18 protein-coding genes are annotated in these 18407 nt (G+C 43.5%); 5 read left to right on the top strand and 13 right to left on the bottom strand.

What is annotated here, in order from left to right:
- Positions 1-78: 78 nt before the first annotated feature.
- Positions 79-1032, top strand: a complete 954-nt coding sequence (locus UQW94_RS11105) for a CorA family divalent cation transporter (RefSeq protein ID WP_005386489.1) — start codon at positions 79-81, stop codon at positions 1030-1032.
- Between the two features lie 73 nt (positions 1033-1105).
- Here UQW94_RS11105 and UQW94_RS11100 read toward each other — a convergent pair whose 3' ends face one another.
- Positions 1106-2290 carry an NnrS family protein gene (locus UQW94_RS11100; RefSeq protein ID WP_005386487.1) on the bottom strand — a complete coding sequence of 395 codons (1185 nt, stop codon included), beginning with the start codon at positions 2288-2290 and terminating at the stop codon, positions 1106-1108.
- Between the two features lie 182 nt (positions 2291-2472).
- Here UQW94_RS11100 and UQW94_RS11095 point away from each other — a divergent pair, with 182 nt between their 5' ends.
- Positions 2473-3024, top strand: a complete 552-nt coding sequence (locus UQW94_RS11095; RefSeq protein WP_005380184.1) for a gamma-glutamylcyclotransferase family protein — start codon at positions 2473-2475, stop codon at positions 3022-3024.
- 39 nt (positions 3025-3063) lie between these two features.
- On the opposite strand, the gene UQW94_RS11090 is transcribed toward UQW94_RS11095, so the two are convergent.
- On the bottom strand, positions 3064-3651 hold the full coding sequence (locus UQW94_RS11090) for an outer membrane beta-barrel protein (protein ID WP_005386477.1): 588 nt from the start codon (positions 3649-3651) through the stop codon (positions 3064-3066).
- 427 nt (positions 3652-4078) lie between these two features.
- Here UQW94_RS11090 and ebgR point away from each other — a divergent pair, with 427 nt between their 5' ends.
- The gene (ebgR, locus tag UQW94_RS11085; protein WP_005386475.1) at positions 4079-5065 is read left to right on the top strand and encodes a transcriptional regulator EbgR; all 987 of its coding nucleotides are present in this window, start codon (positions 4079-4081) and stop codon (positions 5063-5065) included.
- 169 nt (positions 5066-5234) lie between these two features.
- On the opposite strand, the gene UQW94_RS11080 is transcribed toward ebgR, so the two are convergent.
- On the bottom strand, positions 5235-6152 hold the full coding sequence (locus UQW94_RS11080; protein ID WP_416153102.1) for a LysR family transcriptional regulator: 918 nt from the start codon (positions 6150-6152) through the stop codon (positions 5235-5237).
- A gap of 117 nt (positions 6153-6269) precedes the next feature.
- Here UQW94_RS11080 and chrA point away from each other — a divergent pair, with 117 nt between their 5' ends.
- The gene (chrA, locus tag UQW94_RS11075; protein WP_005386469.1) at positions 6270-7409 is read left to right on the top strand and encodes a chromate efflux transporter; all 1140 of its coding nucleotides are present in this window, start codon (positions 6270-6272) and stop codon (positions 7407-7409) included.
- Positions 7410-7522: 113 nt separating this feature from the next.
- A complete protein-coding gene (locus UQW94_RS11070) occupies positions 7523-8638 on the top strand; it encodes a phosphatase PAP2 family protein (RefSeq protein WP_154205074.1) in 1116 nt (371 codons plus the stop codon).
- 99 nt (positions 8639-8737) lie between these two features.
- On the opposite strand, the gene UQW94_RS11065 is transcribed toward UQW94_RS11070, so the two are convergent.
- Genes UQW94_RS11065 through UQW94_RS11020 form a run of 10 tightly spaced genes read right to left on the bottom strand, consistent with a single transcriptional unit; the run spans position 8738 to position 18407 of the window.
- Complete coding sequence (locus UQW94_RS11065) at positions 8738-9751, bottom strand: tetratricopeptide repeat protein (protein ID WP_005386465.1); 1014 nt, start codon at positions 9749-9751, stop codon at positions 8738-8740.
- Positions 9752-9771: 20 nt separating this feature from the next.
- Positions 9772-10713: a type II secretion system F family protein gene (locus UQW94_RS11060; protein WP_005386462.1), complete on the bottom strand. Its 942-nt coding sequence runs from the start codon at positions 10711-10713 to the stop codon at positions 9772-9774.
- Positions 10714-10715: 2 nt separating this feature from the next.
- Positions 10716-11684, bottom strand: coding sequence for a type II secretion system F family protein (locus UQW94_RS11055; RefSeq protein WP_046875024.1), 969 nt, complete (start codon positions 11682-11684; stop codon positions 10716-10718).
- 9 nt (positions 11685-11693) lie between these two features.
- A complete protein-coding gene (locus UQW94_RS11050; RefSeq protein ID WP_046875025.1) occupies positions 11694-13139 on the bottom strand; it encodes a CpaF family protein in 1446 nt (481 codons plus the stop codon).
- A gap of 12 nt (positions 13140-13151) precedes the next feature.
- Entirely contained in the window at positions 13152-14360 is a 1209-nt protein-coding gene (locus tag UQW94_RS11045; RefSeq protein ID WP_318072741.1) for an AAA family ATPase, read from the bottom strand.
- 4 nt (positions 14361-14364) lie between these two features.
- Positions 14365-14898, bottom strand: a complete 534-nt coding sequence (locus UQW94_RS11040; RefSeq protein ID WP_005386454.1) for a TadE/TadG family type IV pilus assembly protein — start codon at positions 14896-14898, stop codon at positions 14365-14367.
- Entirely contained in the window at positions 14895-15359 is a 465-nt protein-coding gene (locus UQW94_RS11035) for a TadE/TadG family type IV pilus assembly protein (RefSeq protein WP_031781046.1), read from the bottom strand. The genes UQW94_RS11040 and UQW94_RS11035 overlap by 4 nt, the downstream gene beginning before the upstream one ends.
- Before the next feature lies 1 nt (position 15360).
- Complete coding sequence (locus UQW94_RS11030; RefSeq protein ID WP_137282334.1) at positions 15361-16680, bottom strand: pilus assembly protein TadG-related protein; 1320 nt, start codon at positions 16678-16680, stop codon at positions 15361-15363.
- Between the two features lie 25 nt (positions 16681-16705).
- Complete coding sequence (locus UQW94_RS11025; RefSeq protein WP_031781045.1) at positions 16706-16930, bottom strand: hypothetical protein; 225 nt, start codon at positions 16928-16930, stop codon at positions 16706-16708.
- A 13-nt stretch (positions 16931-16943) separates the two neighbouring features.
- Complete coding sequence (locus tag UQW94_RS11020) at positions 16944-18407, bottom strand: type II and III secretion system protein family protein (protein WP_005386449.1); 1464 nt, start codon at positions 18405-18407, stop codon at positions 16944-16946.

Raw genomic sequence — 18407 nt, 5'->3', positions numbered from 1 at the left:
CCTCTGTATGGCAATGCAATTCTCGCGAAAGAAGTATCTTGAGGTTATTTTGGTATCGGCTCAGACAAGGAAAAGAAAATGGGTTTTATGATTGAACATTGGGACTTCTCAACCCCAGAAGCAACTCAACAATCCACCACGGCAGAGCAAATTCAAGCTAAGCATTGGTACCATTGCGAACGGCTGCATCCTGATATTCGTGGTTGGCTGGAGCAGAACCACGTACCTCGAGCTACGGTTGATCATCTATTAGCCGACGAAAGCCGACCATCTTTCCATCCTTTGGATGACGAGAACTTCATGTTGATTTTACGAGGCGTCAATATGAACGGCAATGCATCACCAGAAGATATGCTTAGTATTAGAATTCTCTACTTTCAAGGCGCACTCATTTCAACTCGTAAAATTCCATCACGCGCGATCATGGAGATTCGCCAAGCATTAGCGGAACACAAAGGCCCAAAAAGTCTTGCCAGTTTACTTCATCAGATCATTGAAGGATTAAACAGTAAAATAGACATTTACCTTGATACGATTGAAGAAACACTAAACCAGTTCGATGTGAATGATGAGTCGACGTACAAACATATGGCGACTCAAAAAGCACTGATTTCTATCAAGCGTTTTATTCGCCCTCAGCAGTACGCTATCCGTGATCTTGTGGAGTCAGAATCAGAATTGATTGCTTTGAGACCTCATCAATATCGCTTCGCACACAATAATATTACGCGCATAAATGAAACACTTGAGTTTTATCTTGGAGAAGTGGCGCTTTTCCAAGAAGAGATCAAACATCATCGTGATGAGAAAACCAATAAAAACAGTTATCTGTTTACTTTGGTAGCAACGATTTTTCTACCAACCAGCTTCTTAACAGGTTTACTCGGCATCAATGTTGGTGGAATGCCAGGTGTGGAATCCACCATGGCATTCACCTGGTTCTGTATCGCCTTAATTGTCATTTTTGGTCTAGAGTGGTGGCTATTTAAACGCTTGGGGCTCACGAATAAAGCGGACGACGAAGACGAGTAAACACTAAACCTATAAAGAACAAAAACCAAAAGAGGAGCACGCGGCTCCTCTTTTCTCTACTCACATTAGAATCTTATCCGGGGTGACCATCCACACGAGGGGTCACAAGCATCACACCAAAGCGCCACACAAATAGCCCAAACGCAACAATCCATAATCCGCCGCTGATATCAATCCACAGCATCATGTTCGCTGGGTCAAAGATCACGGCGAAACTGCGAACCAAAGCTGCCGCGGTAATCGCTGCAAACGCAAGGCTAATGTTTGGTCCTTTGTAGATCATGCGACCAGTATGTCCCATCGTCACCCGTGTAATCATCGCTAAAATCAAACCGCCTAACGCACCTATCGCAAACAGGTGAATGAGGTTATGGCTGGCAAATGCATCTCCCCAGACGCCTCGCAAAATTAAGCTTAGTGGTAAACACAAATACGCAGCATGCAGCGACCACACTAAAGGCTCGCTCAGGGTTAACCAAGGTTTCCAGCGAACAAAACGCACCAACTGAGCAACACCTGCAAACAACATCAAAGGACTACCTAGTTCTGCAAACGTCACAGGGAAAAAGCTCAGCACAAATAGCATTACCAATGGCAAGTTCGCGAACCACTCTAACCAAGCCAATGGTTGCGCTTTTTCGAAATTAAATCGACGCGCAGTAAAAAATGGAATCACACGTCCGCCCATCACTGACAACAGCAAGGTAAACCACCACAGCATTGCTTGCCACACCGCTGAAGAGCTAAAGGGCGGCATACCTTTTATCGTTGCGTAGCTTGCAAAGTTCGCAAAGATGGCCAAAAGAAACAGTGGAACGAAAAACAAATTACGCCAACCTTTGGCTCGATACACACGAATGCCCACCTCATAGGCGACAAACAGTAAAAATACCGCTTCGATACTGCTGGTTAACCATAACGGTGCTGGTGTCCAAAGCAATATGCGGGGCACTAACCACAAGCCAAATAAAGCCAGAAGCATGTAATGCTTGGTACCATTAATGCCAGTCCAGTTTTGTACCGCGGTCAGTACAAAGCCAACTACAATGGCCATTGAAAAACCGAACAACATTTCATGTACGTGCCACCACAATGCAGGCACGGCCAATGCGCTTGGCGGCCCACTTTGGAACATCCACACCCATAACGCAATCGCAACAATGGCGTAAATCGACCCAAACAGAAAAAACGGCCGAAAGCCTAATCGCAGCCATGCGGGGATTTTTTCTTCTACTTTTTTATCGGTGATATTCAGCATTATCTTGCCCTCAAGCGTCTCTCGATGCTGGTTAACTCAACTACATATTGATGCTACCATAAACATGCATAGAAAATACATGTTTATAATTAAGATTATACTTAAGAGGTAAAGTTGTGCTTCAGATGCGGGTTAGGTATAAACATGAGAGGCACAACTATCAGTTAAGGGATGCAACGACAATGTACATATTTGGCTATGGCAGTTTGATTAATTCTGCGTCGCGTAAGTTAACCGGACAAACGGGAGAAGCCATTCCCGTCATAGCACATGGGTTGGTTCGCTACTGGGGGAAGATTGACGACAGCTACAGCCTCTCTCCATTAGTGGTGAACCAAGGCGATGGACAGGTTAATGGCGTTTTACTCGAAGTAAATGAAGAAGCGCTCGCAGAATTCGACCGCCGTGAGCGAGGTTATCATCGTATTCAACTTCAGCCAGATCAAATCGAAACAGATGCGAGTTTTAACCAAGAACATGACATTTGGGTTTACGTAAAAGACGAGCCACTACCACCATGCGCAAAGAGCCCAATCATGCAAAGTTATGTTGATACCGTGCTGGCAGGTTGCTTAGAAGTATCTCATGCGTTTGCAGAGCATTTTGTGCGTCACACCATTGGTTGGCAACACGCAAAAGAAAATGACCGCCACCAACCTAAATATGGCAACCTTGCAGGCGTGCAAGAGCATCATTACGAGTTGATTGATAATCTAATAAAAAAAGGAGCCTAACGGCTCCTTTTTAGTATCTATATTTTTGCTTACACGATCTTAAAACTTGTAATCAACACCAACGTACAGGCTGTCAAAATCAAAATCTTCGCTGCCACCGTTTTCGGCATCAATACTTACCGAAGAAGCACGGTAGCCACCAGATACAACCAAACCTGAAGAAAACTCATAACCAGCCTCAACACCGTAGTTAAAGCCTACATCACGACCATCATCGGTAACAGTGCTAGATGATTTCACTTCATAAGAAACACTCATTACACCAAGGCCAGCAATCGCACCAACATAGAAGCCTGTACCTGCAAATTGGTATTTAGGCTTCGCATTGAAATTGAACGCAGAAGCATCAACACTAAATTTAACCGGCCACCCCATGTAAGAAAATGTTTCTTCAAAGTCGCCAAAGTATATGTACTCACCTTCAAAAGCTAGTTTGAAGTTTTCTGAATATTGAAACTCTTTACCTACAGCCAGGCTAAGACCTGTCGCAGAAAAATCTTTTGACAAGCTTTTAACTTTAAGATCTGAATTAACCAAATCAGCACCAACATACCAGTCACCTTTTGCTTGAACTGATGCTGAAGCAACCACTGCACCTAAAGCCAATAATGGCAATACTTTTTTCATTATAATTTCCTAATTTTTCATACTGTTAGACAGCTTTTAAAAGCGCGGAGATTATAAATAGAGTCGAATACTTTCCTATTGATTTGTTTATAAAATGAGACACAAAACATAAACATGAACAATAAAACGTTTGCTTGGTTAAACTCTAAACAGCTCGAGTCCTATTAAGTACTAGAGTTACCACAAGTAGCAAGTTTCCAAACCAGTCGCGTTTTTCAGTATTTTTACAGCAGTATAATCCTTACGTTTACAGCTTTATTTATTACTCAATAGAGTCTATTTCATGAAAACAAGTTGGCTTGATATGCTGATTTAAAGTGTTTAGGACTGTCTTACTAAAGGTTTGTGCATCTCTAAGTAGCTGTTTAAAATAGTCAGATTATTGAGCTCACACTTGGGCAGTGAGCAGTGCCGACGGGAAATTTACATGGCAAAGCTAAAAGATATCGCCATTGAAGCGGGCGTCTCACTTGCAACCGTATCGCGGGTTTTGAACAACGACCCAACGTTGAGCGTTAAAGAAGAAACCAAATACCGCATTTTGGAAATTGCAGAAAAACTGGAGTACCGCACCAGTAGCTCGAAGAAAGGCATCAAAGAAGTTAAGCAAAAACATCACTTTTTAGCCTTATATAACTACAAACAAGAAACAGAGGTGAATGACCCTTACTACTTATCAATTCGTCATGGGATTGAAACGCAATGCGACAAATTAGGTATTACGCTAACCAATTGCTATAACAGTGAAATTGATGTTGAAACGAAAAAGATAACAGGTGTCCTTTTAGTCGGAAATGTCGACCAAAATGTAGTAGATAAATTACCTAAACGTCTAGCCGATAGCATCTGCTACATAAACTTTTCAGATCCAACCTGCCCTTATGATTGCGTTGATGTCGACCTTATTCGAATCAGTAGGCAAGTAGTTGATTTCTTTGTGCAACGAGGCTACCGCCGCATCGGTTATATTGGCGGTCAAGACAAGCACGACGCAGCTGACACTCGTGAAAATGTGTTTTTGGACTATGGCTATCTAAAAGGCGTGGTTGCAGAACAAGATATACACTATTGTGCCTGCTCTAGTTTGTCCGGTTATAACTTAGCGAAAGAGATGCTAGCCAAAGGTGACTTCCCGAAAGCAGTATTCATTGATTCAGACTCCATCGCGATTGGCATAGTACGTGCAATCCATGAATTTGGCTTAAAGATACCAGAGGATATTACGTTGATTAGTATGAATGATATTCCTACTGCTCGCTTTACCTTTCCGCCGTTGTCTACAATTCGTATTCACTCTGAGTTGATGGGAACTCAGGGAGTGAACTTACTGGTGGAAAAATACCGAGATGGACGCTTACGACCTCTTCATGTATACGTGCAAACAGAGCTTAAACTACGTGGTACAACTCAATGATACCTTTTCCATTAATCTCTTTTATGAATTAAATCTGGAACATCCCCCCCAACCAAAGACATTCATTTTGCTCAATCAGTACTGTTTCGGTATAACGCCGATAACTCAGCGGGTAGTAAGAAGTTCAACAACAAATCACTCTAAGCACCATGAGTGCCCCAAATGTTTATCATTTAGAGGTGATGGTCGAAGAAACCAACTCGCGTAGCCAAATGCCTTTGTCTTCATTGTTTCGGCTGGAATGCCACAGCATAGCAATATCAAAATCCGCAACGGCGATCGGCGGCTTAACGGTAACGAGATCGTCCGAAAAGCCCTCCGCCAATGCCATTTTTTCTGGCACGATGGCAATGAGATCGCGTTTTTTCAATAGATGCCGAATAGTGAGAAAGTTGCGCGACGCCACGGTGACTTTGCGGCTCAAGCCATGTTCTGCAAGCTTTTGGTCTACTTGTGTCTTTAAGCTCCCATCGGGACTTACCAGAGCTTGCTCTATGTTCGCGAACGCTTCCAGAGACAGCTGTGTTACCCCTTTCAATGCCTGTTTATCACACATACACACGTGTTTTTCCGTGTACAAGTACAAGCTCTCAAAGTTGTCATCCAACACTGGCATGCTGCCAATAATGACATCGATCTTTTCGTGCTCAGTTAATGCCACGTAGTTGCTACGATTGACGTTAATAAAACTGATCTGGGCCTCTGGTGCGCGCTGGCGTATTTCGTCATAAAGCCGAGGAGCAAAAATAAACTCGGCATAATCCGTTAATCCAATGCGACATACACCCGCATAATTTTTAGGTTGGAAGGCAGACTTAGTGAGCAAGTCTTTGGCGATAGAATCCAACAAGTGATGCACAGTTGGCGCGATGTGGTGAGCGTGCTCGGTGGGCTCCATCTTGTGCCCTTTTCGCTCAAAAAGCGGGTCGTCAAACAACAACCTTAAACGAGACAAACTATGACTCATCGCCGACTGACTAACGTAACTTTTCTCTGCCGCGACGCTAACGCTTCGATAGCGATACAAGTAGGAAAACGTCACCAATAAGTTCAAGTCAATGTTGCGCCACTGAATGTCCTCTTTCACTCCAACATCCTCATCCCATTTCATTTCATTCATAGATGAAATTAAAATCATCAATTTGAGTCATTTTAGAGCATTCGATAAATTAGCAACAATGCTTTTTAGATAAACAGGCTCGACATGTTCACCATATTCAAAACTTTTTTCTGGCTGGGTTGGTTCAGCTTCGGCGGCCCTGCGGCTCATATTGGTTATTTTCGCCAAACATTTGTTGAGAAACTGAAATGGCTTGATGACAGCGAGTACGCGCAAATTGTCGCGCTCAGTCAGTTTTTGCCGGGACCGGGCTCAAGCCAAGTTGGCTTTGCATTGGGTTATAAACGTGGCGGTTTAGGTGGCGCATGCGCAGCATTTGTCGGATTCACGCTTCCTTCAGTGGTCATCATGTTGGCGCTGGCGATGGTGAGCAGCCAAATCACCGACACCGCAGTGTTCCAAAACATCGTTCACGGCCTAAAACTGCTCGCAGTCGTCGTCGTGGCGGATGCGACTTGGGGCATGTACAAAAACTTCTGCCAAAGTAAACTGACCGCGGGTTTGTGCGTTGCGACTGCGATTGCGTTGCTGGTGGCACCAAGCATCATGACGCAAATGTTCGTGTTGATCGCAGCAGGTTTTGTCGGTACGCGATATCTGAAGAAAGACTCCGCGCCATCAGCAGAGCCGTTTAAACCATCTATCGTGCCATTGGCTCTATTTGCGGTGCTTTTACTCGGCTTACCATTAGTGGCTCATGCGTTACCTTTGCTTGGGCTGTTTAGTGATTTTTTCCAAGCTGGTAGCTTAGTGTTTGGTGGCGGTCATGTGGTTCTGCCGCTTCTGCAAAACATTGTTGGCGACCAGCTCAGCCAAGATGCATTTTTAACAGGCTACGCCGCTGCACAAGCTGTACCAGGGCCAATGTTCACCTTTGCGACTTTTATCGGTTATGAGCTTTCGGATACGCCAATTTTAGGCGCTCTGATCGCAACGCTTGGCGTATTCCTCCCAGGTTTTCTTTTACTGCTTGGCGTTCTTAAAAACTGGCAAGCACTGGCAGGCAAACCGCTGGTCTCCGGCGCCATCAACGGTGTAAATGCCTCGGTAGTAGGGTTACTACTCGCGGCACTTTACCAGCCAGTATTTAGCAGCGCAGTTGTTGCTCCCATCGACATGGCGTTAGTGATTGCGGGTTTCTATCTACACAAAAAGCTCAACCTTTCGGTTCTGTGGATGATCGTGTTTTTTGTGGCGGCAGGCCTTGTCACGGGCATGATGTAGCCTGCTGATACGCCAACTATTGAATCCAGATAAACCACGGGTACTCAAATACGAGTGCCCGTTTTCTCAACTAAGCTTAATGATATTGGAAGGATAGAGATGACGGATCATCAATGGAACAAGACAACAATTACGAGCTCAACCTTAGCTGGCAGCAAAAAGCGTCGGCTTTACTCACATCAGTAAAGAATGAGTTATTGAACGATAGGATTTTCTACACCTATTGCTTTATCTCGACTGCTGTCATTTATCTTTGTTCTTTGTATCTCGATTTCCCTATCGATTACTCTTTTACCACTTACCTTGAAACACTCATACAAGCTTTGTATGTCACAGGTTTAAGCTGGTGTATCTACTATTATTTCTATCTCATACTGCGCAAAGAAAAACAGCCAGCAAAGCGCTTCATACGAAAACTGAAGCATCTTATTTTTCCGCTGTACCGACCTGTATCAGTGTTTGTTTCGATGATGGCACTCAACCTGATTTTCTCTAACCACACGTTTTTGAAATCGCTGATTCCAATCATCAATCCATTCAAGTGGGATCTGACCTTTGCGAATATTGATTCGTTGCTACACTTCGGGTTTGCTCCGTGGGAGTTGACCCATGCATTATTCTCCAATGCTTGGGCCTCATTAGGGCTAAATGTAGCCTACAACGCATGGTTTTTTTGTATGTGGGGCATACTCATCTTTTTCCTTATCTACAAAAAATACCCGTTGGTAAGGCAACAGTTTTTACTCACGTTCGCATTGTCTTGGATGATTCTTGGTGTCTTCTTCGCCACGTTGCTTTCTTCAGCAGGCCCATGTTATGTGGAGCTTATCACTGGAGATGAACAGTTTGTTCCTCTGATGAAAACGCTCGAAGTCCAAAGCCAATATCTTACCAATGTAGACGCTGGGCAATTGTGGGCATTGCCTACACAGCAATATCTTTGGGATGAGTACATCGCGAATGCCAATGGTATTGGCTCTGGCATTTCGGCAATGCCGAGTTTGCACGTTTCCATTGCTGTTTTGATGGCGCTATCAATTTATAGACTCAACAAAACCATCGGCTACTTTGCTTACGCTTTCGCAGTCATCATTCAAATCGGTTCGGTACATTTAGCCTGGCATTATGCGATTGATGGCTACCTCGCAACACTCTTGACGGTGATGTTATGGAAGATAGTTGGTTGGGCTTTACGGCGCTATGCTTCTTACCCTGAAAGAAGCGAATGACGGCTAATTGAACAAACACCTTTGCAACGGACTACTCCCCATAAATGAAAAAGCCACTCTATCTTGCAGAGTGGCTTTCTTTTAAAAGGGTCTTCAAATTTATTGGAGAAGCGCGGTAGAGGTATCCCCTCGCTCTCTCACCATTGCCAATGCTCGTTCTAGGTTTTTATTTGCCAGTTCATAGTAGGCAGGGTTCTTATCAATAGCCTGTTGTAAATAAGGAATCGCCTCTCCTGGTTTGCCTTGAAGGATCAAGAAATAGCCAACATTGTTGAGCGCTTCGGGTTCTGTCATGTGTCGACTAAAAATACTCAGAGCTTGTCGTGGCTGATCTTTAGCTAAAGCAATGAGACCTAAATTATTGATTCCTCTCTCATCTCCTGGCTTGATACTTAGTGCGGCTTGAGTAAAGTGCGCCGCTTTTGAGTAAGCTTTTTCCATGTAGTAGGAGTAGCCAAGGCTGACCAAAGCGTTTACGTTTCTTGAGTCAATATCCAACGCTTTTCGAATTAACGCCTGCGCAATATCGTGGTCGCCACGAATGTCGTAAAGCACACCTAGACCGGAGTAAGCAGAGACTGGTGATTTATCATCATAGCGATATGTTGCAACGCTCTCTGCAGTAATGTTGTCTTTAGTGATGGTAGGATCGCCATCCATGCGAATTTGGTCAGCATTCAAAGCGCGTATGTAGTAGCTTTTCCCGACGTCCTTTTCTCCACGCTTCGTGTATAAAGTACCAAGCTCAGTCAGGGAGCCAATATGATCGGGGTTCTCAGCCAAAGATGCTCGAAATGATTTATCGGCGAGTTCTGAATTCTCCCTAGCTAAATGGATGCGCCCCACGGTGTACAAGGTTTTATCTTTATGGACTGCATTCGGGAAAGAGAGTGAGCGAATATATTCATACAAGGCTAAGTCGACATTTTTGTTGCTTAATGCAATATCCCCTCGTGAGATTGCCTCTTCCTCTGTTTTGGGAGGTTCATCATTAGTGAGAGACTCAACGGGCTTACCTGAGTACAGCGTTGAATCGAAATCTGATGACTGTTCAGTTGTTGAACATGCGGTAAGCACCAACAACGAGATGATGACGTATTTCTTAATCCACATAACGATCCCTATTTTGCTTTTTAATTAGAAAATGCCTCAGCCAATGAAATTAACGCAGGTCCGATAGCCACTATAAAAAAGCAAGGCCAAATAAATAGCACCATTGGAAACATCATTTTGACTGGGATTTTTGCAGCAATTTCTTCTGCTGCTTGTTGACGCTTATCCCTGTAGTCTTCGGTATATTCACGCAAGGAGTTGACTAAACTCCCCCCTATTCGAGAGGCATGGCTAAGCATACTTACCAGCCCCATTAATTCTTCTAACCCTGTTCTTAATACTAGCTCCCTCAGCGCTTCTGGCATTGGTTTACCCGCTTTAATTTTGTTGCACACCGTATCGATTTCATCGGCAAGCTCTGGGTGAGAGATAACCAGTTCATCAGCAACCCGACGCAACGCTGCATTAAAGCCAAGCCCTGATTCGGTACAAACCACCAGCAAATCAAGCATGTCGGGCACACCTGCACGAATCGCTTGCTGACGCTTGTTCACCATTCGACGCAAAATAAAATCAGGAAATAAAAGCCCAATAAATACGGATAACGCCATATACGTGTACAGGTATTTAGATTCCGGAACCGAGAAATACACCAGTGCCGCCACCATCACACCTAAGATCGTCGTGACCGATTTAATGGCATAAAACATCGATAATGCATTGCTTTCATGAAACCCAGCATGCATCAGCTTATTGCGTGTCGTTTGGCGCTCTTTTTCACTGGTTGGGGAAGTTAAAGGCGCTAACGACTCCAAGGTGTCTGACATTTTTTTGTTGTGATGAGAGACTTCTTTCTTATCACCAGACAATTCGGCTAACTTTCGTTTAATTGGCGAGTTAACCCCGATAATTATCGAGCCTAACGTCATCACAACCAACACTGTAGTGATGAGGATCAACCCCATAAGCAGTGTTTCTTGGCCGACAGCAAAATCGTTTAACCATCCTTGAATACTTTCCATGGCTACACCTCAATATTGACGATTTTACGAATCCAAAGCGTGCCGATAAACAACGCTACCATCCCACCAATGACCATTTTGATCCCCATTGGATGCGTGTGGAGTAACTCAATATACTCAGGTCGAACAAGGGAAATGATGACGTACAAACCAAAAGGCGCTAATACTAATACCCATGCCGACATTCGAGATTCCGCCGAAATGGTTTTTATTTTTCGAGCGAGTTTGAAACGAGCACGTAGGATATGGGAGAGCTTCTCAATGTTTTCGACTAAGTTACCACCCGTTTCCTTTTGCAGTAACACAGCACTGGAGAAAGCAAGCATAGATACGGTAGGAGTTCTCTCCGACATTTGCATAATCGCCAAGCGGAGGTCATAACCATAGTTGAGTAAGTTAAAGGTATTCATGAACTCAGGACCAAGCGGTGCACTAACCTCTCTGCCTACTTCTCCAAACCCCTGCGTAATTGGCTGCCCTGCCTGCAAAACTCGCTTGATGATATCGAGAGCCTCTGGCAGTTGCTCTTCAAATTTCATTAAACGATCAGCAATCCTTTTCTGTATGTAGAAGTAAACAGACACCCAGCAAGCAAACGCAACGCCAGCACAGAGGTACCAAACTTGCCCGAACAAGAACAGAAATAGACCAACCGCAGTCCCTCCGAGGAATGTGAGGAAAATAAACCGACTGAACCCCATGTGTATCCCAGCCAGTTCCAACTTCTTCTTAAAGTTATCGAACAGGCTAAACCTCACAAGCCATCGCTCTAATGGCGATAGATTCTTGAGCGAGTTTTCCCTTAATAAAGAAATACTCTCTTGATCAATATGTTTATGGCTTTCGTGTATCCGCTTGATTAATTGCTTATGCTTAACCTTTTTACCCGCAGAAGGCAGAATTAACGCTTGGCTAATAAAGAATACGGACAAAAACAGCAGTACAAGAAAAAGGGGGAATTGACTATCCATAGCAATCTCCTAACGGGCTTTTTCATTGAATATTTCAAATGGTACGTCTAAGCCTCGTTTTACTAATTGGTCATGGCAGCTTGGTACAATCCCTGTAGCCATGTAATCACCTAACACATTGCCTTCTTGATCGACCCCTCTTCTTTGGAAGGTGAAGATCTCCGACATGGTAATAACGTCACCTTCCATGCCATTGATTTCTTGTACGCTAACCATGCGACGTTTACCGTCTTCCTGGCGATCCATTTGCACAACAATATTGATGGCAGACGCGATCTGCGCTCTCAAGTTTTTTGTCGACACATTCCACCCTGCCATCGAGAACATATTCTCAATCCGGCTCAACGCATCTCTTGGTGTATTCGCGTGGATAGTAGCCAAAGACCCATCATGACCCGTGTTCATTGCGGATAGCATATCCACCGCTTCTGAGCCACGAACCTCACCAACAACTATCCGATCGGGACGCATACGTAGTGAGTTTTTTACTAAATCACGCTGAGAAATTTCACCCTTACCCTCGATATTGGAAGGACGTGTTTCCAAACGGATAATATGTGGCTGTTGGAGTTGTAACTCTGCCGAGTCCTCAATGGTTACAATGCGTTGGTCGCTAGGAATAAAGCTCGACAAAATATTTAGCGTGGTTGTTTTACCAGAACCTGTACCACCAGAAATCAGGATATTCATTTCCCCCACAACCGCCGCATTAAGAAACTTCGCCATTTCAGGAGACAACGATCCAAGTTCTAATAGGTTATCCATATTCAAACGTTCAACCGCAAAACGTCGAATAGAAACTGAAGGCCCATCAATAGCAAGAGGAGGTATAATCGCATTAAAACGTGAGCCATCTTTTAGTCGAGCATCCACCATGGGTGAAGCCTCATCGATCCTTCGACCCACTTGGCTTACAATACGGTCGATAATGTTGCGCAAATGGCGTTCGTCTAAAAAGGTGTGCGGTGTTTTCTCCAACTTACCAAAACGTTCGACGAAAATATTTTTCGGGCCATTTACTAAGATATCTGAGATTGTTTGATCTTCAAGAAGTGGCTCAAGAGGCCCTAGGCCGAACACTTCATCTTCAATTTGATGTATTACGCGGTTTCGCGCTTCTGAACTCAATGGGTGTGTTTGATCTTCCGCGATGAGCTGAACAACCGCTTCGCGCAACTCCTCTTTCGCGCGATCTTCTTGCAAGTGCGATAGAAGCCCGAGATCCAAGGTATCCAGTAGTTTCTTGTGGTAGTAGTGTTTTATCGAGAGATCTTGTTCTAATTGCTTTTTCTGCTCCTCGATCGCTTTCATCTTGGCTTCTACCGGCGACAAAGACTTTTGCTCATCTGACGTGTCTTCATCAGATTTTGCCAACTCGACATTCACAACTTTGGATTCTTTTGTTTCATCTACGGAATTGAAAGAACTCCCGACGCCTTTCCGTTTGAAAAACATAACTCCCCCTTACTAAGAAAATAGTTTTTTTATCCAACTTTGATTCTCTTTGGTCGGACTTTCTAATAAGTGCGATATTTCAGCCAAAGACGCTTTCAGCGCACTATTTTTCTTAGATTGAACAATTGGGTTGCCCAAATTAGCGCTCTCGATAGCAATAGCAAAGTTATTAGGTACTAAGTGTATTGCATGTCCACTAACCGCATTTTCAATGTCTTTCAACGATATTGTCGATTTCTTTTCAAAACGATTAACAATTAGTTCAACCTGATGACTACTTAAACCATAGTCTAATTCTAAAGAACGTATATAACTAACAGCATGCTTCACCGAGGTAACATTCTGTTGCAGAATCAAAAAAACATGTGTTGCCGGAGAAACAATTTGTTGATAAACGTGCTCAACGCCATGAGATAAATCCACAATAATATGTGAGTAAAACTGCCTCAAAATAGGTAATAATTTACTAACTTGAACCGCATGCTTGTAATTACCTTTAGGATCATTTTGGTTAAAACACAAATAATTCAAACCTGAAGGATGCTGGTAGACTAGTCCTTCTAGTGATAATTCATCTAAATCATTAACAGAATCAATCACATCATTAATATTGTATTTAGGCTTACAGTTTAAATAATCAGCGGCATCACTAAACTGCATATCCAAGTCAACGAGCAACACTTTACTCTTAGCATAGCTTGATAATTCTATTGCTGTATTAATAGCCAAAGTGGTTGCTCCAGAGCCGCCTTTTGTATTAATAAACAATGTTAGATCGCCCATTTTCTTATTGGCAATCTTTTCATCCGCGGTAGATTTTAATAAAGGATATAGCTCGCCAAAATCAACCGAACGAGACAAATAATCTGTTGCCCCAAGCCTTAATGCCATTTTAAGGGATGCAGTATCGTTCTCGTCGCCAAATACAATCAAAGCGGTATGATTATGCTGTAAACTGCTGTCACTAGAATAAACATGAGCCACTTTCTGAGCCCAGCTTTCACCGGTTTCAATATAAATGAGATCAGGAACTTGCTTATTTTTCACAAAGTCCAAGTTAAAGGTATCTAGCTCTATCCAATCAATATTTATATTTACACACCTTGATAGTTCATCAGCAATGTGAATTTTAAAATTTGATGTAGAGTAAACTATCCAAATAATCAAGTTAGTTTTTAAACTTTTATGTGTTTCATTATCCATTTTGACTGGTTTCAACATAAAGCTACTCCGCGGAACAATCCGAATAAACAGCAGGGTTATCAGCTTCCGGCTTTAATACACCTAAGCTTTCTGCCGGCAATACAGTTTCAAAAGCAGGCGTTTTTCCTACTGCACTAATAAGCGCAGCTAACACAAAAAACTTAAATTCATAATCAACTGCTCTTGCTTGAACATATTTTATTTTTGAAAACTGAGCATCTAACACTGTAGATGCTGCAGGTGGAGTACTCAAAAAGTCCGACACATCAACAGTTGCACCTGTATCGTCTAAATATTCGATTTGTAAATTATTAGCGGTAAAACCTGAAGGATATAGACTCTCCAAAGCTTGATGATTAGGTATTTCATCACGTTCAGAAATAAAACAAACCGTGGCAAGTCGTGCCGCTCGCCTGGTAATTTCGTTGACCATTTGCACTGAATAAAAGTAGATTGCAAACTCAATAATCATGAACAGTACTAACATTACCGCAAGTGCAATTAACGAAAACTCAACTTGGGTCAGTCCTTTCTGTTTCCTTATCCATTGTTTCATGGGCTAGTCCTCATTGACGCAGAAGAGCCAATACTGAAAGCCAAAGAGGTTCCGGTAAAAGGTAAGGTTGAGAAAATAGGCTCATAATTATAAGTAGCCGATATGGTGACAACCTTATTGGTGTCCGTTGGTTGAGTCACAATAATGTCAGCAGCTTCAATATAGTCGATTACCGGCGTACCAACGCCACTCGGCGTGCCATAGATCACCACATTTTTAATATCAGATTCTTCAGCTATACCTTCAAAATCTAACGTGCCATAAGTATCAACCACGGCATACCGTGCGCCATTTTGCAACGCTTTGTTGACCTCTGTGTATTGAATAAAAGCTCGGCTCACGTCGATAACTAATACGGTCAGCATCAGTAGCACTGGCAATGCAAGAATAAACTCTATAATTGCCAGTCCTTTCTGGTTAGCCATCTTTTTCATCTGATGCTTTCTATTGGAGTACATCATATTAAGACCCTCCACTTGACGGGTCTTTGTATAGAACGATTTTGTATGGCCCAACTCCATCTTCATCCGGATCTACCCCAGACGACGCATTTTTTACCGTACAATCCTCTAGAAACTGACCGAATATTTCCGATTCATTCCCCTTGTTTTGCACTTCCTGAGTAACAAAAAAGCATCCTAGGCCCAGTACTTCTAAATCCATCTTGCCGCCTTTTTTTGGAGCTTCATCACAACGAACGATCGGCACTCGTAATACCCTTCGATCGGTTTTCCCATCCGCTCGGTAATATTGCGACTTGCACGCGCCAGGCCCCCCCGTACAAGCGGCTAACCCTTCGACATAATCGGCATAATAAAACGCATCGTTATCAACGGCCGGATCTTCCGCATCCTGATATTGTTGTTGGTAATTGTCGTATGTTACGTTGGACTCTTCGATGTACTTATCTGAAGTAATGCCTTCATCTGGCTTACCCCCATCAAATCTCGTATTTAGACCTTGAGCTACTGGTCCCGTACCTTTACCAGTCTCTGTTGTGACTAAATCACCGACTGTTATGCACTCCTCAGTATCCCCTGCCAGCATTTCTCTTACTGTATTTTTACCGGAACCAAAGTCTAAAAGGTGGTAGTTACCCGAACCAATGCCACCATCCGTGTGCCCTGATGGTTTCAATACATGAATAGTGTCAGCATCTCGATCTTGTGCGCCATTGTAGTTTGGGTTTGAAGAAGGAATGTATCCCCACGCCAGATCAGCTGAGCCTACATCGCCACACATAGCAATAGGCGACACGTTACATGTAGTAATGCTTGGCGCACTTGGTCCTGCAACAGCACTTGCTGACACCCCTTTGTCGAGCCCAAACATGCCACTTAAATACTGTGTCAAAAGAACATTACTAACGGCAACACGAACATAGATGTCGCTGTCACTGCCCAAAGAGAACTCTCCAGCTTCAACAAATGAGCCTTTAGCGTTCGAATTTGAGAAAGTTACATCTATGTTTTCCCCCGTGTAAACTAATTCTTGGTTACCATCAGACGCAGCAGAATGAGTCAGAGCATCATTCGCCGCTTGCGTCGCTAAACTAAGCCGCTCAGCCAAATCTGCCGCGTCGGTCCTTTCATCGACGACAACCGCAGCCGCTAATGCAGCGGAGTCGACCGCGTTTTGTAGTCTTGTTTTATTGAGTACTTGGTGATTCAAATCAATACCAAAGGCTGCAACACCAAGTAAAAATAATAAAACTAAACTAATTAATACCAAGGTAATCCCTTTCTGAGCTCTCCTTGGCGCTATATGCATATTCCTTCGCATAGCCCCTCCTAAGTGAACGTATCACTTAATCATCTTTGGCTACCCCATTGTTGTTATATACCTCTAAGCTAACTTGTGTGCGCTCACCACTACCTTCCGGTAAGTAGCCCAAATTCTCATACCAGGCTTCTGGATTCAGAGTTTGTTCAGCGCGCAGCTGGCTAACCGAGATACCAAGCTCGGGGTCATTCGCACAGCCAAACAAGCCGAATGATGTGAAACAAATGGTCATTATCATTATGCTTTTCATCTTGTTCTCCCACTTATAGACTGTGCCCAAACTTGCCCTCAGAGCCACCTTCTGACGAACCGTATTGAATAAAATTGTTGTTAGTATCTTCTTCACTAATGTCGTTTAGCTGGTACCTATCGAAATCCAACTCAGCACCTTTACCAAGCAAATAGAACTCCACATCGTTTGGAGCAACAAAACCATCTGTTGGTAGCGTAATTCGACGTCGATCAATTGGGGTTGCTAATCGAGGAGTAACCAGAATGACTAGTTCTGTTTCCCCAGAGGTAAATTCTTCACTCTTAAACAAGCGGCCTAACACAGGTAGATCACTCGCACCAGGTATACCATTCGCAACGTTACGCGCGTTTTCACTCAATAGCCCCGCAATACCAATGGTTTGACCATCTGCTAGCTCAATCGTTGTACCAGCACTTCGTTTTGTGATTGGTGGAATAAAGAAAGTGGCATTCACTTCGTTTGGATTAAACGTCAACACACCAGAATTGGAAATTTCACTCACATTGACGTTCAGTTTGAGATTGATTCTCTTATCACTCAAAATAAACGGAACAAAGTCGAGTTGAACACCATACTCTTTGTAGTCGATAGTAATGCCATCTTCATTTGGTACTGGAATTGGGAATTCACCACCAGCGACAAACTCGGCTTGCGTACCACTTAATGCGGTAAGGCTAGGCTCGGCCAGCACTTTCGCTACGCCATTTTGCTTCGCCACATCAAGCGCAAAGGTAAACAAGGTATTACTGTCGATAAACGATCCGAGAAAACCGAAATCTTCGACTGTTGGGACGTTCAAAATCGGTCCAATGCCATCAATACCGCCACCAGCAGTCGTACCACCCCAAGTAAAGTCCCCACTTCTTTGGAAAAAGTGGAAGTTTGAGTCGAAGCGTCTTACAAGTGTGCGCTGTACTTCGGCAACGGTAACTTCTAGCGTCACCTGCTGAGCACCACCAATAGAAAGTAGATTGATGACCATACTTTCATCATCTTTAGAGCTATCATCTTCTTCATCTGCCGCTTCACCCAAAGCAAAGGTTTCAGCAATTTTGACCGCAGTGTCCATGTTTTGCTGACTGCTGACCAAGCCTCTAAGTACCACTTTTTCTTGCGCACTGTGCACTTCGATATTTTCATCCGGCAAGAACTGATAAAGCTTCGACTTAAGCGTATTTAGATCATGCGTGACTTCCACGTTAAACTGCTCAATTAACCGGCCTCTGCGATCCCACACCGACACATTCGTGGTACCTAACTTCTTACCAATAAGAAACAGCTCGTTCGATCTGAGCACTAAAATATCCAAGACTTCTGGATCCCCTAACGTCACTTTCTTTGCTTGGCCTGATATCATCAATTGAGTTGATTGGTGATGTGCAACGGTTACGACTTTTCCTGACTGCGCCGTAGCTGCGTTAACAGACAAGCTGACGAAAAGTAACTGGCTAACAAGTAATATTATTGTTTTCAT

This window comes from Vibrio sp. PBL-C16 (assembly GCF_034321865.1).
GTDB lineage: Bacteria > Pseudomonadota > Gammaproteobacteria > Enterobacterales > Vibrionaceae > Vibrio > Vibrio alginolyticus.
This window is presented reverse-complemented; position numbering and strand designations above follow the sequence as displayed.

Bases quoted from the DNA above. Each gene is read 5' to 3' on its own strand.
- UQW94_RS11105 (WP_005386489.1), top strand. From the start codon at position 79: ATGGGTTTTATGATTGAACATTGGGACTTCTCAACCCCAGAAGCAACT.
- UQW94_RS11100 (WP_005386487.1), bottom strand. From the start codon at position 2,290: ATGCTGAATATCACCGATAAAAAAGTAGAAGAAAAAATCCCCGCATGG.
- UQW94_RS11095 (WP_005380184.1), top strand. From the start codon at position 2,473: ATGTACATATTTGGCTATGGCAGTTTGATTAATTCTGCGTCGCGTAAG.
- UQW94_RS11090 (WP_005386477.1), bottom strand. From the start codon at position 3,651: ATGAAAAAAGTATTGCCATTATTGGCTTTAGGTGCAGTGGTTGCTTCA.
- ebgR (WP_005386475.1), top strand. From the start codon at position 4,079: ATGGCAAAGCTAAAAGATATCGCCATTGAAGCGGGCGTCTCACTTGCA.
- chrA (WP_005386469.1), top strand. From the start codon at position 6,270: ATGTTCACCATATTCAAAACTTTTTTCTGGCTGGGTTGGTTCAGCTTC.
- UQW94_RS11070 (WP_154205074.1), top strand. From the start codon at position 7,523: ATGGAACAAGACAACAATTACGAGCTCAACCTTAGCTGGCAGCAAAAA.
- UQW94_RS11065 (WP_005386465.1), bottom strand. From the start codon at position 9,751: ATGTGGATTAAGAAATACGTCATCATCTCGTTGTTGGTGCTTACCGCA.
- UQW94_RS11060 (WP_005386462.1), bottom strand. From the start codon at position 10,713: ATGGAAAGTATTCAAGGATGGTTAAACGATTTTGCTGTCGGCCAAGAA.
- UQW94_RS11055 (WP_046875024.1), bottom strand. From the start codon at position 11,684: ATGGATAGTCAATTCCCCCTTTTTCTTGTACTGCTGTTTTTGTCCGTA.
- UQW94_RS11050 (WP_046875025.1), bottom strand. From the start codon at position 13,139: ATGTTTTTCAAACGGAAAGGCGTCGGGAGTTCTTTCAATTCCGTAGAT.
- UQW94_RS11045 (WP_318072741.1), bottom strand. From the start codon at position 14,360: ATGTTGAAACCAGTCAAAATGGATAATGAAACACATAAAAGTTTAAAA.
- UQW94_RS11040 (WP_005386454.1), bottom strand. From the start codon at position 14,898: ATGAAACAATGGATAAGGAAACAGAAAGGACTGACCCAAGTTGAGTTT.
- UQW94_RS11035 (WP_031781046.1), bottom strand. From the start codon at position 15,359: ATGATGTACTCCAATAGAAAGCATCAGATGAAAAAGATGGCTAACCAG.
- UQW94_RS11030 (WP_137282334.1), bottom strand. From the start codon at position 16,680: ATGCGAAGGAATATGCATATAGCGCCAAGGAGAGCTCAGAAAGGGATT.
- UQW94_RS11025 (WP_031781045.1), bottom strand. From the start codon at position 16,930: ATGAAAAGCATAATGATAATGACCATTTGTTTCACATCATTCGGCTTG.
- UQW94_RS11020 (WP_005386449.1), bottom strand. From the start codon at position 18,407: ATGAAAACAATAATATTACTTGTTAGCCAGTTACTTTTCGTCAGCTTG.